At 75.3% G+C, this 12,715-nt stretch carries 11 protein-coding genes and 2 pseudogenes; 5 read left to right on the plus strand and 8 right to left on the minus strand.

The window, feature by feature from the left end:
* The 3 genes and pseudogenes from AC2A1K_RS16290 to AC2A1K_RS16300 all read right to left on the minus strand — a co-directional run.
* Positions 1-1,856, minus strand: a pseudogene (locus AC2A1K_RS16290) (hypothetical protein); the annotation flags it as partial.
* Positions 1,857-1,963: 107 nt separating this feature from the next.
* Positions 1,964-2,690, minus strand: a pseudogene (locus tag AC2A1K_RS16295) (transposase family protein); the annotation flags it as partial.
* 103 nt (positions 2,691-2,793) lie between these two features.
* Positions 2,794-3,411, minus strand: coding sequence for a TetR/AcrR family transcriptional regulator (locus AC2A1K_RS16300; RefSeq protein WP_483897352.1), 618 nt, complete (start codon positions 3,409-3,411; stop codon positions 2,794-2,796).
* A 45-nt stretch (positions 3,412-3,456) separates the two neighbouring features.
* Between AC2A1K_RS16300 and AC2A1K_RS16305 the strand changes: the two genes are divergently transcribed.
* Together AC2A1K_RS16305 and AC2A1K_RS16310 are read left to right on the plus strand one after the other, a co-directional pair.
* The gene (locus tag AC2A1K_RS16305) at positions 3,457-4,671 is read left to right on the plus strand and encodes an oxygenase MpaB family protein (RefSeq protein ID WP_483897353.1); all 1,215 of its coding nucleotides are present in this window, start codon (positions 3,457-3,459) and stop codon (positions 4,669-4,671) included.
* An 85-nt stretch (positions 4,672-4,756) separates the two neighbouring features.
* Positions 4,757-5,632 (plus strand): alpha/beta fold hydrolase, encoded by an 876-nt coding sequence (locus tag AC2A1K_RS16310; RefSeq protein ID WP_483897354.1) that lies wholly within the window; start codon positions 4,757-4,759, stop codon positions 5,630-5,632.
* Here AC2A1K_RS16310 and AC2A1K_RS16315 read toward each other — a convergent pair.
* Positions 5,629-6,075, minus strand: coding sequence for a hypothetical protein (locus AC2A1K_RS16315; protein WP_483897355.1), 447 nt, complete (start codon positions 6,073-6,075; stop codon positions 5,629-5,631). The genes AC2A1K_RS16310 and AC2A1K_RS16315 overlap by 4 nt on opposite strands.
* A 127-nt stretch (positions 6,076-6,202) precedes the next feature.
* Between AC2A1K_RS16315 and manB the strand changes: the two genes are divergently transcribed.
* Positions 6,203-7,309, plus strand: coding sequence for a mannose-1-phosphate guanylyltransferase (manB, locus tag AC2A1K_RS16320; RefSeq protein ID WP_483897356.1), 1,107 nt, complete (start codon positions 6,203-6,205; stop codon positions 7,307-7,309).
* Between the two features lie 67 nt (positions 7,310-7,376).
* Positions 7,377-8,261 carry a DNA-3-methyladenine glycosylase family protein gene (locus AC2A1K_RS16325; RefSeq protein WP_483897465.1) on the plus strand — a complete coding sequence of 295 codons (885 nt, stop codon included), beginning with the start codon at positions 7,377-7,379 and terminating at the stop codon, positions 8,259-8,261.
* Between the two features lie 32 nt (positions 8,262-8,293).
* On the opposite strand, the gene AC2A1K_RS16330 is transcribed toward AC2A1K_RS16325, so the two are convergent.
* The 4 genes from AC2A1K_RS16330 to AC2A1K_RS16345 form a co-directional block, all read right to left on the minus strand.
* On the minus strand, positions 8,294-8,857 hold the full coding sequence (locus AC2A1K_RS16330; protein ID WP_483897357.1) for an NUDIX hydrolase: 564 nt from the start codon (positions 8,855-8,857) through the stop codon (positions 8,294-8,296).
* Entirely contained in the window at positions 8,854-10,272 is a 1,419-nt protein-coding gene (locus AC2A1K_RS16335) for a coenzyme F420-0:L-glutamate ligase (RefSeq protein WP_483897466.1), read from the minus strand. Before AC2A1K_RS16335 ends, AC2A1K_RS16330 begins: the two co-directional genes overlap by 4 nt.
* A 1-nt stretch (position 10,273) precedes the next feature.
* Positions 10,274-11,230, minus strand: coding sequence for a 2-phospho-L-lactate transferase (gene cofD, locus AC2A1K_RS16340; protein WP_483897358.1), 957 nt, complete (start codon positions 11,228-11,230; stop codon positions 10,274-10,276).
* Positions 11,231-11,308: 78 nt separating this feature from the next.
* Complete coding sequence (locus tag AC2A1K_RS16345; RefSeq protein WP_483897359.1) at positions 11,309-12,073, minus strand: site-2 protease family protein; 765 nt, start codon at positions 12,071-12,073, stop codon at positions 11,309-11,311.
* A gap of 377 nt (positions 12,074-12,450) precedes the next feature.
* Between AC2A1K_RS16345 and AC2A1K_RS16350 the strand changes: the two genes are divergently transcribed.
* Positions 12,451-12,684 carry a WhiB family transcriptional regulator gene (locus AC2A1K_RS16350; RefSeq protein ID WP_274198973.1) on the plus strand — a complete coding sequence of 78 codons (234 nt, stop codon included), beginning with the start codon at positions 12,451-12,453 and terminating at the stop codon, positions 12,682-12,684.
* Positions 12,685-12,715 lie beyond the last annotated feature (31 nt).

Genomic DNA, 12,715 nt, shown 5'->3' on the forward strand with positions numbered 1-12,715 from the left:
GTGGTGGCGCGGGGTGGTGGTCTGGTGGGTGGGGTGTCGGGGTAGGGGTCGTTGGTCCAGAGGGGTGTGTCGGTGGCGAGCTCTGCGGGGTTGGTGCCCGAGCGGTGGCGGTAGTGGCCGGGTGCGGGGATGTGGGGGGTGACCGGGCGGGGTGGGCGGGGGTAGGTGTGTCCGGTGGGGCTGGTCCACACGAAGGTGCCGGGGGTGGGTTGGTCGAGGTGCCAGCCGCCGTCGTGTTTGAGTCGGTGGTCGTGGCCGCAGATCGATCCGAGGTTGTGGGCGAGGGTCGGCCCGTGGTGGGTGACCGCGATGGTGTGGTCGATGTCGGTGACCAGCGAGGATGCTCGGCAGGGCGGGAACACGCAGGTGCGGTCGCGGGTGCGGGTCCAGCGGGCCAGCGCGGCGGAGGGGAATCGGCGGGGGGCCTGGGCGGGTGAGTCGGGTGTGCCGGTCCGGGTGTGCAGCTGGGCGCGCAGGTCGTCGAGGACCGGTGTCCACATCCGGGGTTCGCGCAGCTGCCGGGTCAGCTCGGTCTTGCTGATGTGCAGCTCGAGCACCGGTCGCGCGGCCGGCTGGGGTAGCTGGGCTGGTGCGGGGGTGGTGCGGTAGTCGTGGGGGCGTTGTCGGGTGACCAGCGCGGCGATCAGGTGGCCGTTCTCGTCGGTGACCGCGATCCGCCACTGGGCGTGGCAGAGTTGGCGGGCGAACCCGCGGGCGAAGGGGGCGTGGATGACGCCGTAGCCGGGCATGGTGCCGGGTTTCTCGTCGAATCCGAGCAGGGTGAGCAGCCCGATCCGCATCTCGATCCGCGCCCGCCGCGACGCCGTCACCCGCCGGCCCGCCACCGCCGGCCCAGGCTCCTCGGGCTCCTCGGGCTCCTCGGGCTCCTCGGGCTCCTCGGGCTCCTCGGGCTCCTCGGGCTCCTCGGGCTCCTCGGGCTCGTCGGGTGCGGGCTCGCGGTCCGCGGTGGTGGTGGTGTTGTCGCCGGGGCGGGGGCCGGGGGCGCCGACATACCGGGGGGTGCGGCGGCCGCGGGGGTCGGTGGGGTCGGCGTGGGCGACGACGTGGGCGACCAGGGTGTCGTCGTCCCACCCGGCCGGGCGGGGGCTGAGCAGGGCGAGGTACACATCGGCGCGCACGGTGTCGATCAGCCCCGGGTGGCCGGCGGCTTTGGCGCGCAGCGCCAGGGTTTCCACGTGCGCGACCGAGAGCGCCCCGGCATCCAGGGGCAGGTCGAGCCCGGAGAGGTTCACCGTCCCGGTCTCGGTGCGCCGGGCCCGCACCCGGCGCTGGCGGCGCGCGGTGTCGTAGAGCTTGGCCGCCCAGTCGGGGTCCAGCCCGGTCGCCACTTGCTGGAGGCGTTCGATCAGCCCCGACAGCGTCAGCCGCGGCGCGTCGGGCAGCACGGTGAGCACCACGGCGCGGGCGTGCTCGGTCGACAGCGAGGAGGTCCAGGTGACACACAGCCGCACCCGGTCGGTGTCGACCCGGCCGGCGTCCCACGCCGCCCACAGCTCGGGGATCGCCACGATCGCGGTCTCGGCCCGCCCCAACAGCGTGGCGACCCGGGTGCGGGACTCGGCCAGCAGCGCCCGCAGCTCGTCGGTGTGGAACTCGCCGTAGCCCTCGCGGCGCCCGCCCGGGCGCTCCGGGTCGGCCAGCGCGACCTCGCGGGCCGCCAGCGCGAACCGGGCCTCGTGGTGGGAGAGCTGGCGGCGCCACGCCCCGGCCAGGACCACCGCGTCGTGCGGGGACACCTGACGGGGGTCGACCTGCTCGAGCAGGGCGCCCAACGCCGCACCGGGCGGGGTGGTGGCGACACCCTCCGGCAACGATGCGAACACCTGTTCGAACACAACCCCAGACTAGCGCCACCCCCCGACAACGAGGCCCGCACCGACCGAGTGCTAGAGGATCGATTCCCAGGGGTTCAGTGGTCGTAGGTGGCAGATCGCGGCGGTCAGAGGGCCAGGACTCGTTGCACGACGCGGACCCAGACTCCGGCCGATACTCCGGCCGATACTCTGGCCGGGGCGCGCCCGCCGTGGCGTTCGAGGTCGGGCTGACCCTTGGTGTCGTTGATCGACTCGATGACCTGGCGTCACGGCTTGAAGAACGTGGCGCCGCACTCGCGGCCGTAGTGGTTCCTGTCCGCGATCACGACCTGCGGGCGAGGCCGACCGGTAGCCCGCGAGGGTGCACAGCAGGTGCAGCCGTCGTCCCCAGAAGTAGCGGGAGTGGCTGGCGCAGCAGCCGTACTCGGCCCACCCGGCCAGCGTCCGAGCGCAGCGCTGCTTCGCGGGAGAGCGGGCACACTCGACCGGCGTGGAATCGGCGACCCAGACGTCGTCGGTCCACAGCGTGGTGTCACGGGGTGGTGTCACGGGCCAGCACGGCGATCAGCCAGCCGATCGTGGTCCCGAGCCGGCGCAGCCGCTTGTTGTAGCCCGGCTGCTTGGGCAGGTAGCGGAACAGATGCCGCAGGTGGGAGCGGGTGTAGCGCAGCCAGCGGGCCTCACTGGTGTGCCCGAGCAGGGCCTGCATCACCGCCAACGTGATCAGCTCGGCGTCGCTGATCTTCGAGGCGATTCCCACCCGCGGGCGCCGAGGTGCCCGTTCGGGGTAGGACTTCAACAGATCGTCGGTGCGTACGTAGAGTGCGTGGCGAGGGTGTCCAGGTCAGCGTCCATGAGAGCCTCCTGCTCACGTTTGGGTAGCAACGCTGATCTTGGGCACCCTCCACTACTGCTGCGTGCACGCCGCGCCGAGCACCGACCCCTTGGAATCGATCGTCTACCCGGCGAGCGCCCGCCCGAGGTAGCCCAGCACCAGCGCGGTGACCTCGTCGGCGAACTCGTCGCGGCCGATCGGCGGTTCCTCGAGGACGTAGCCGACGGCGAGGCTCTCGACGGTGCGCACGAGCAGCCAGGCCACCGTCCCCGCCGGGTGGCGCAGCTCGCCGCCGTGCCGGGCGAGCAGGGTGCTCGTCAGCAGCGCGTCGATGCGCCGGGCGAAGGCGGCGCGCCGGTCGTCGCCCGCGCGCGGCAGCCGCTCGGCGACCGCCCGCAGCAGCGCCGGGTGCTCGGCGAGCGCGTCGACCAGCGCGAGCACGACGCGGCGCACCGCGAGCGCCGGGTCGCGCTCCGCGGCCGTGTCGACGAAGGCCCGGGTGACGCGCTCCTCGAGGTCGTCGGCGTAGCGGGCGACGACCTCGTCGACGATCGCGTCCTTGTCCGGGAAGTACTGGTAGAGCGAGCCCGGGCTGATGCCGGCCGCGGCGGCGACGTGGTTGGTGGTCAGGCCCTCGACACCGCGCTCGAGCAGCATCGTGCGGCCCGCGGCCACGATCCGCTCGACCATCTCCCGCGAGCGCTCCTGGCGCGGCTGGCGCCGCCGACGGGGCGCCGTCACAACGCGACTTGAACGCGAGCAGGAACTCGTCTCAGCATGGGGGCCATGGTGGCACGCGAGCAGGTGGAGACACCGCGCTATCCGGGACGCTTCCGCGCGGCGCCGGAGCGGTCGCGCCGCATCGCGCGACCGCTGGGCGTGGTCGCCCGGGTCCGCGGCGTCGACGAGGAGTTGCTCGACCGGATCGGTACCCGGATGTTGGCGCGCGACGAGGTCGGCGCCGACCTCGCCGCGGCGATGAGCAGGCCCCGCGGCGACGGCGAGCGCGTGACGATGGCGGCGTTCCACCGAGCCCTGGCCGACCCGTCGGCGGCCGTCGAGGCGCCCGGTCTGCGGCGTTTCCTCGCCGCGGTCGAGGCCACGCCGGCGTGGGTGGACTTCGAGGAGGTCGAACGGGGCGGACGCGCGCTGCGGAGAATGGGCCGCACGCTCGACGACGTGCTGCTCACGCTGTCGCTGATCGGCGGCTACCGCTTCGGAGGACCCGCCGACCTGCTGGTGGCCACGGGCGGGCTGACCGGGTCGACCGCGACGCGCCGGCTCGGGGAGACGACGGAGTGGGCGCGGGCGGTGATCTCCCCGGGCGGGATGCGCCGCGACGGCGAGGGCTGGCGGCTGACCGTGCACGTGCGGGCCATGCACGCGCTGGTGAACCGGCGCTTCGAGACCAACGGGCGCTGGGACGTCGGGCACTGGGGCCTGCCGGTCAACCAGTCGGACCAGGCGGCGACCCTCGGGTTGTTCAGCAGCACCGGCCTGCTCGGCGCGCGGTTGCTGGGCTGGGTGGTGACGCCCGCCGAGTCCCGCGCGGTGATGCACCTGTGGCGCTACGTCGGCTGGCTCATGGGCGTCGACGACGACTGGCTGTTCACCACCGAACGCGAGCAGAACCACTTCCTGCACCACGTCCTGCTCGTCCAGGACGACGTGACGCCCGCCGGTCCGGCGCTCGCGGGCGCGCTCGTCGACGGCCAGCGCACCCTCGCGGGCGGTGTGCGCGGGGAGCTGCGCCGCCGCCACGTGCTCGGCCTGCTGCGCTGGTTCCTCGGCCGCGAGGCGCTCCGCGACCTGGGACTGCCCGATGCGCTCCCGTGGACGGTGCCGCCCGCGGTGCTGCGCAACCTCGTCCTCTCCGGGCTCGTCGCGCGCACCCGCGCCGGCCGCCGGGCCCTCGAACGCCGAGGCGACGCCTGGACCCGCGACGAGCTCGACCGCCGCTTCGCCGGCGCCCGCCCGGAGGTCGCCGCGCTGCCGGGGTAGGCGCGCTGCGTCGGTAGCCGTTCGGCCGTCGGTGATGGACGGAAGACCGTGGCGCGACGAGCCCCGACCGCGGTCTCCTCGACCCGTGGGCACCACGACGGTCGGGACGTTCGTCGACGAGCACGCCCGCGCGCGGTACGCGATGGCGCTGCACGCGGCCATGGCGGTGCTGCCGCCGCACGTGTCGCGGACGGTCGACACGAGCTACGGCACTGTCCGCGTGCACCGGTTCGGGTCCGGCGGCGGCACTCCGGTCCTGCTGGTCCCCGGGCGCATCGGCACGACCGCCATGTGGGCGCCGAACCTGCCGGCCCTCGCGGCCCGGCGCACCGTGTGGGCCCTCGACCTGCTCGGCGAGCCCGGTGCCAGCGTGCAGACCGCGCCGATCGCGGGCGATGCCGACCAGGCGGCCTGGCTCGCGGAGGTGGTCGACGCCCTCGACGGTCCGGTCCACGTCGTCGGCGCCTCGCTGGGCGGGCGGTGGGGTACGGAGCTCGCCGTGCGGCACCCCGCGGCCGTGCGCTCGCTCGCGCTGCTCGACCCGGCGCACACGCTCGCGCGCCTGCGGCCCGGGTTCGTGCTCGCCTCACTGGCCTCCGTCGTCTCCCCGCACCACGGCCGCACGCTCCTTCTCCGCCACGCCGGCGGGGAGGCGCCGCCGACCGACGACCTGATCATCCCGGTCATGGAGCTCGGCGCGCAGACCTACCGGATGCGCCTAGGCCCGCCCGGCTACCCGTCCGACGCCGCGCTGCGCTCGCTCGCGATGCCGGTGCTGGCCCTGCTCGGCGGCCGGAGCGCCGTGCTGCGCGCCGGTCGGGCCGCCGCCCGGGCGCGGGCCCTGATCCCGGACGTCGAGGTCGAGGTGTGGGCGGACGCCACGCACGCCCTGCCGAGCTCGCACGCCGACGCCGTCGACGCGCGGCTGGAGGCGTTCCACGCGCGGGTCGAGCAGGCCTAACGGCCGAACAGCCGCTTCCACCACGGGCGCTCGGTCTCCGCGGTCGGTGTCTCGTCCCGATCGTCGGCCGGCGCCGGGCCGGGGCCGCCGGGGAACGGGTTGGCCGGGAAGGGCGAGGTGCCCGGGTGGGTGCTCGACCGCGTCTCGAAGCGCACGGTGGTCGCGTCACCGTCCTGGTGGTCGGCGGGGTCGGCCGGGTGCCGGGGGTCCGGCGCGCGGTGCTGCCCGTTCGCGTGACCGTTGGTGCGCAGACGCTGCGTGAGGTCCGGGTCCTGACCCGGTCCGCGCCGCGAGGCCATCGTGTGCGGCAGCACCGTGGTGCTCGACGCGTCGAACGGCGAGACGGCCGTGTCGGGCGTGACGATGTCCTCGTCACGTTCCGTGGCCCGTTGGGAGGCGTGCGCGATGGCGTCCTGGGCGCGCTCCCACGCATTCGAGGCCACCGCACCCCTCCTGCTCGTACCCCCACGGGCGGGACTCCGGCGGGGTCGTGCCGCCGGACGCCCCAGGGAGGGTCCACACTATCGCCCGCGGTCACGATTCGTCATCGACGAGGGGGGTCTACCGGTGATGCAGGCGGGGGAGACGGCGGTGATCGACCCGGCCCGGACCGCCGCGGTCGTGCTCGTCGGGGGGCAGGGCAGCCGGTTGCGCCCGCTCACCGTGACCACACCGAAGCCCATGCTGCCCACGGCGGGCGTGCCGTTCCTGGCGCACCTGCTCTCGCGGATCGCCGCCGCGGGCATCCGCAGGGTCGTGCTCGGCACCGCCTACCGGGCGGAGGTGTTCGAGGGCTTCCTGGGTGACGGGTCTGCGCTCGGCCTGGACCTGACCTGCCGCCCGGAGCCCGAGCCGCTGGGCACCGGCGGGGGCATTCGGTACGCGGCGGACGAGCTCGCCCCGGAGTTCGACGAGGTCGTCGTGTTCAACGGCGACATCCTCTCCGGCGTCGACGTCCGCGCGGTGGTCGGCGAGCACCGCACCGCCGGCGCCGACGCCACCCTGCACCTCGTGCGGGTCCCCGACCCGACGGCCTTCGGCTGCGTACCCACCGACGGCACCGGCCGCGTCACCGCGTTCCTGGAGAAGACGCTCACGCCGCCGACCGACCAGGTCAACGCCGGCTGCTACGTCTTCCGGCGCGACGTGCTCGACGCGATCCCCGCGGGCCGGCCCGTCTCGGTCGAGCGCGAGACGTTCCCCGGCCTGCTCACGGGCGGCTCGCGGCTGCAGGGCCACGTCGAGTCGTCGTACTGGCTCGACCTCGGCACGCCCGCCTCCTTCGTGCGCGGCAGCGCCGACCTCGTGCAGGGTGCCGCGCCCACCGCCGCCCTGCCCGGCCCCGTCGGCACGGCCCTGCTGCTGCCCGGCGCGAAGGTCGCGCCGTCGGCGTCGCTCACCGACGGGACGACCGTGGGTGCCGACGTGCAGATCGGCGAGGGCAGCCGCGTCTCCGGCTCGGTGCTGATGGACGGCGCGCGGATCGGCGACGGCGTGCTCGTCGAGCGGTCGGTGATCGGGCCGGCCGCGACGATCGGCGACGACACCGTGGTCACCGACGCCGTCGTCGGCGACGGCGCCTCGATCGGGTCGTCGTGCGAGCTTCTCGCCGGCGTGCGCATCTGGCCCGGTCTCGTGATCCCCGACGGCGGTCTGCGATTCTCGGGCGGTGCCTGAGGTCGTCCGCGAAGTCGAGGCCCCGCCGGACGCGGAGCGGACCTGGCGCCCCGACTTCGTCCTCGACATGCGGTCGCTCGTCGCCCCGCTGCGCCGCGGCAAGGGCGACCCGACCTTCCACACCGAGCTCGGGCGGGCCGGGGACGACACCGGCGGGCAGCTCTGGCGCGCCACGCCGACCCCCGAGGGCTCGGCGACGCTCGCCCTGACCCGCCGCGACGGCGTGGTCCGGGCGCGGGCCTGGGGGCCGGGTGCGGCGTGGGTCGTCGACGGGGTCCCGGCGCTGCTCGGCGCCGAGGACGACGACGCCGGCTTCGTCGGCCACCACCCGCTGGTCGCCGAGACGCGCCGGCGCATGCCGGGCCTGCGCCTCGGCGCCACGCGCACGGTCTGGGACCAGCTGCTGCCCGCGATCCTGGAGCAGAAGGTCACGGGCACCGAGGCGCGCCGGTCGTTCCGCGAGCTCTGCTGGCGCTTCGGCGAGGACGCCCCGGGCCCGACCCCGCGGCGCCTGAAGCTGCCGCCGACGCCGCGGCGCATCCGCGAGGTGCCGGACTGGGAGTGGCACCGCGCCGGCGTCGACCAGAGCCGCCGCCGCGCGATCCTCGCCTGCGCCACCGTCGCGCATCGGCTGGAGAAGGCCGCCGAGCTGCGCGGCGAGGCCGGCCGGGCGCTGCTGCAGAAGATCCCCGGCGTCGGGATCTGGACCGCCGCCGAGGTCGCGCAGCGCTCGTGGGGCGACCCGGACGCGGTGAGCGTCGGTGACTTCCACATCCCGTCGACCGTCGGCTGGGCGCTCGTCGGCCGCACGCTCGACGACGCCGGGATGCTCGAGGTGCTCGCCTGCTACGCACCGCAGCGCCAGCGGGCGGTGCGCTACATCGAGGCGTCGGGCTTCCGGCGCCCACGCTTCGGGCCCCGGTTCTCGGCGAAGGACTACCGTACGTACTGACCCGGCCATGATCGGATCCGCCGGCATCGGATCTACAGCGCGCGCCCGAACGCCACCTCGTCCGGAAGCTCCGCGAGCGGCCACCAGCGCAGGTCCAGCGACTCCTCGCTGATCGCCTCGACGGCCCCGGCCGGCGCGTGCGCGATGAAGCGGACGTCGAGGTGGCGGGTGGGCACGCCCAGCGAGCAGGTCAGCGCGTGGACCTCGGCGTGCACCGGCTCGGGGTCGAGCACGAGGCCCTCGATGCCGGACTCCTCGGTCGCCTCGCGCAGCGCCGCGCCGGCGAGGGTCGTGTCGTCGGGCTCGATGTGGCCGCCGAGCTGGATCCACGCGCCGATGCGGGGGTGCAGCGTCAGCAGCGCCCGCTCGCCGGCCGCGTCGAGCACGAGCGTCGAGGCGGTGAGGTGGCCCGGCGCGCACGAGCGCGAGCACGCGTCGGGTCGCGCGTCGAGGTAGGAGAGCAGCGCCTGGCGCACCGAGTCGACCTCGCGGGTGCCCGGGCGCCAGCGGTCGAGCACCGCGCGGGCGTCGGCGTGCGCGGCGGCCGTCGTGACGGCGGCGCGGGTGGTCGACGCGAGGGTCGGCTCGGAGCTCACGAGATCTCCACCCACCGGTCGTCGACGGTCAGCTCGCCGCGCGGGGGCGGCTCGGCGGCCGGGTGCCCGACGGCGACGGCCCCCAGCGGCTCCCAGCCGGCGGGCAGCGCGAGCTCGGCTCGCACGATGTCCGCCGCGAAGATCGTCGACGACACCCAGCACGATCCGAGCCCCTCGGCGGCCAGCGCCACGAGGAACCCCTGCACCGCGGCGCCGCCGGCGACCGTGAACATCGTGTGCTCGGCCCCGGCGCGCCGGTCGTCGGGGTAGGCGTGGGCACCGTCGAGCACGAGGAACGGCAGCACCACCTCGGGCGCGGCACGCAGCAGGTCGCCGCGGGCCACCCGGCGGGCGACCGCGTCCTCGGAGAAGCCGTCGCCGCGCAGGTCGGCGCGCCACGCCTCGGCCATCGCGTCGAGCAGGCGCTTGCGGACCTCCGGCGACGCGAGGCGCACGAAGCGCACCGGGCGGGTGTGGTGCGGGGCGGGCGCGGTGAGCCCGGCGGCCCCGGCGCGCCGCAGAGCCGCGGGATCGACGGGGTCCGCGGCGAACGACCGGACCGACCGGCGCGCGGGTACCGCCTCGCGGCGGCCGCGGGCGAGCGCCTCGTCGGTGCCCAGCCAGAACAGGTCCTCCTCGACGGGGCGCACGAGGTCGGCACCGCGCGCGGTCTCGGAGCGCAGCGCGGCGGGGAGGCCGCGCACGACGGCGACCGGCACCCCGCCGAGCTTGCCCTTGACGAGGTCGGCGGCCGCGGCGACCTCGTCGGCCACCGCGACCTCGGTGACCACCAGCTCGTTGCCCTGCGCGTCGACCGCGCCGCCGTAGGCGTGCACGACCTCGAGGCCCGCGGCCCCGATCGCGACGTCGGTCTGGCCGGTGCGCCAGGTGCGGCCCATGGTGTCGGTGACGACGACGGCGACGTCGACCCCGAGGCGCTCGCGCAGGGCGGCGCGCAGGGCGGCCGCCGAGGCGTCGGGGTCCTCGGGCAGCAGGGCGACCTCGTCGCCGGCGACGTTCGAGGCGTCGATGCCCGCCGCGGCCTGCACGACGCCCAGCGGGTTGGCGACGATCTTGGTGCGGCCCTTGGTGGCCAGCAGCCGGACCGTCTCGCGGTCGATGAGCGCGCGCCGGGCCGCGTCGCGCTCGTCGGGGTCGGGCGGCACGGTCACCAGCCGGCCCTCGACCTTGGAGAGCACCTTCGACGTCACCACCAGGACGTCCCCGTCGAGGAGGGAACCGTCGAGCGCGCCCGCGAGCGCGCCCGCGAGGTCGTCGCCGGGCCGGAACTCGGGCAGGCCGCTGACACCCCAGAGCGTCAGCCCGCCCGCCGCGTGGTCCGGGTGCCCGGGCGCGAGGGACGCCCCGGCTGCCTCCGACGCAGCGAGGGCGCCCCTCGCTGGGTCGGCGGGCACCTCAGACACCGGCGAGCTCGTACGCGGCGCGGACCATCGCGGCCGTCGTGTCCGTGTCGGTCATCATCAGCGGCACCTCGCGGACCTCGACACCGGGCACCGTGGCGCCGTCGCCCGGCGCGACGAGCCAGCCGTCGAGGAGCCCGCCGGTGGCCCGCGAGCCGTACCAGCGCCCGACGCCCTCGGCGCTGACCGGCACGTCCACCGCGGCGAGGCACGCCTCGGCCATGCCGCGCACGGCGTGCCCGTCGACGATCGGCGACACCCCGACCACCGTGCCGGGCGCCGCCGTCAGCGCCGGCCGCAGGCCGGGGACGTCGACGATGGTGTTCACGCTGACCACGGGGTTGGACGGCGCGACCAGCACCACGTCGGCCTCCGCGACGGCGCGCAGCGCGTCCGGGCAGGCGGTGGCCTGGTCGCGGCCGACCGACGCGAACGAGTGCGCGGTGAGTGCCGCGCGGTGGCGCACCCACCACTCCTGGAAGTGGATGGCCTGGCGTCGAGGGGGGTCGTCGGCCGTGTCCACCACGACGTGGGTCTCGATGCGGTCGTCGCTCGCCGGGATCAGCTCGACCCCGGGCTGCCACCGGGCGCACAGCGCCGCCGTGACCTGGGAGAGCGGGTAGCCCGCCCGCAGCATCCGCGTGCGCACGAGGTGGGTGGCGACGTCGCGGTCGCCCAGGCCGAACCACGTCGGGTCCGCGCCGTAGGCCTCGAGCTCCTCGCGCACCGACCACGTCTCCTTCGCGCGGCCCCAGCCCTTCTCGGTGTCGATGCCCGCGCCGAGCGTGTACATGCAGGTGTCGAGGTCGGGACACACGCGCAGCCCGTGCAGCCAGATGTCGTCGCCGACGTTGACGACGGCACGGATGGTGTCGCCGGGACCCGCGGCGGCCTTGACGCCCTGCAGGAAGCGGGCGCCCCCGACGCCCCCGACCAGAACGGTGACCTGCACCGGAGCTCCTCTCCCCGCTCGCTCGACCGCTTGCTCCCCCGATCGTCCTCCCTGACACCGACGGTGCGGCGCCGAGGGTCAGCGCAACAGCGAGACGAACTGGTCCTGCCCCACCGCGGCGAGGGACGAGTCGCCGCCGACGAGCGTGAACAGCGCGTCGGACACGGCGAACAGCACCGCCGAGGCGCCCGGGAGGAGGAAGAGCAGCAGGATGATCGCGAGTGGCGCGTACGGGGCGATCCGCGCGGCACCCTGCCGCGTGCGCCACGGCAGGTAGGGGTCGATGACGCCCCAGCCGTCGAGGCCCGGTACCGGCAGCAGGTTCAGCACGAACGTCAGGATCTGGATCAGTCCGAGGAACGCGAGCGCGGCCGCCAGCGGCAGCGGTGGCGCGGTGAGCGCCAGCGCGAGCGCGATCAGGGCGGCGAGCACGAGGTTGGCCACCGGCCCCGCGAGCGACACGGCGCTGATGGCCGGCCGGGAGCGCAGCGCCGCACGCTGGATCCACACGGCGCCGCCGGGCAGCGGGATGCCGCCGAGGATCAGGAACAGCAGGGGCAGCACCAGCGTCAGGCCGACGTTCGCGTAGCGGCGGATGTCGAGGGTGAGGTAGCCCAGCGCCCGCACCGAGTGGTCGCCGCAGCGGTCGGCGGTCAGTGCGTGCGAGAACTCGTGCAGGCACAACGACACGGCCCACCCGGCGAGCACCAGCAGGACGGTGCCGCCGATGATCGCGCCCTCGGAGGGCGCCAGCGTCAGCGCACCCCCCGCGGCGGTGAGCAGCACGAGGACCAGGAAGATGGGGCTGACCGGCGATCGCAACCGGGACACGCGGGAGGCCACGGGTCCCAGTGTCCCCGACCCGCCGGGGCCGGTTGGAGCAGCCGGGGAACGAAGTCGCTGTGCATTGCTACGGATAGCGCATGACGCTCACCGCACGTGACGACCGGTCGTCGCGACATGCGGCCACACGGGGCCCCCGGCTTGACCCGGATGGAACGACACCGGTGTAATTCCTACGCGATGACACGTCGGTGCGGGGCCGACGCCTCGTCCGCTCAGCGGGGGGCCGGGGGAGTCGAGGCGAGGGAGGCGTCGTGAACGGTGCGGAGAGCGGGTCGGTGGTGCTGGGTAGCGGAGGAAACGAAGCGCGAAGCGGGGCCATGGAGTCCGGCCACGGGCCCAAGGCCGGGCTGAGGGACGTCCTGTCCGAGCTCGCCATGGTGACCGAGGACGAGCAGGAGTGGCAGGAGCGCGCGCTCTGCGCGCAGACCGACCCGGAGGCGTTCTTCCCCGAGAAGGGCGGCAGCACCCGGGAGGCCAAGCAGATCTGCAACAGCTGCGAGGTCCGCAGCGAGTGCCTGGAGTACGCCCTCGGTCACGACGAGCGCTTCGGGATCTGGGGCGGGCTGTCGGAGCGCGAGCGCCGGCGCCTCAAGCGGCGCGCGGTCTAGACCCCCGCCGTCCGACCGCGCGGGTGGGTCC

It is taken from the genome of Actinomycetospora sp. 2LY8.5, from assembly GCF_057180585.1.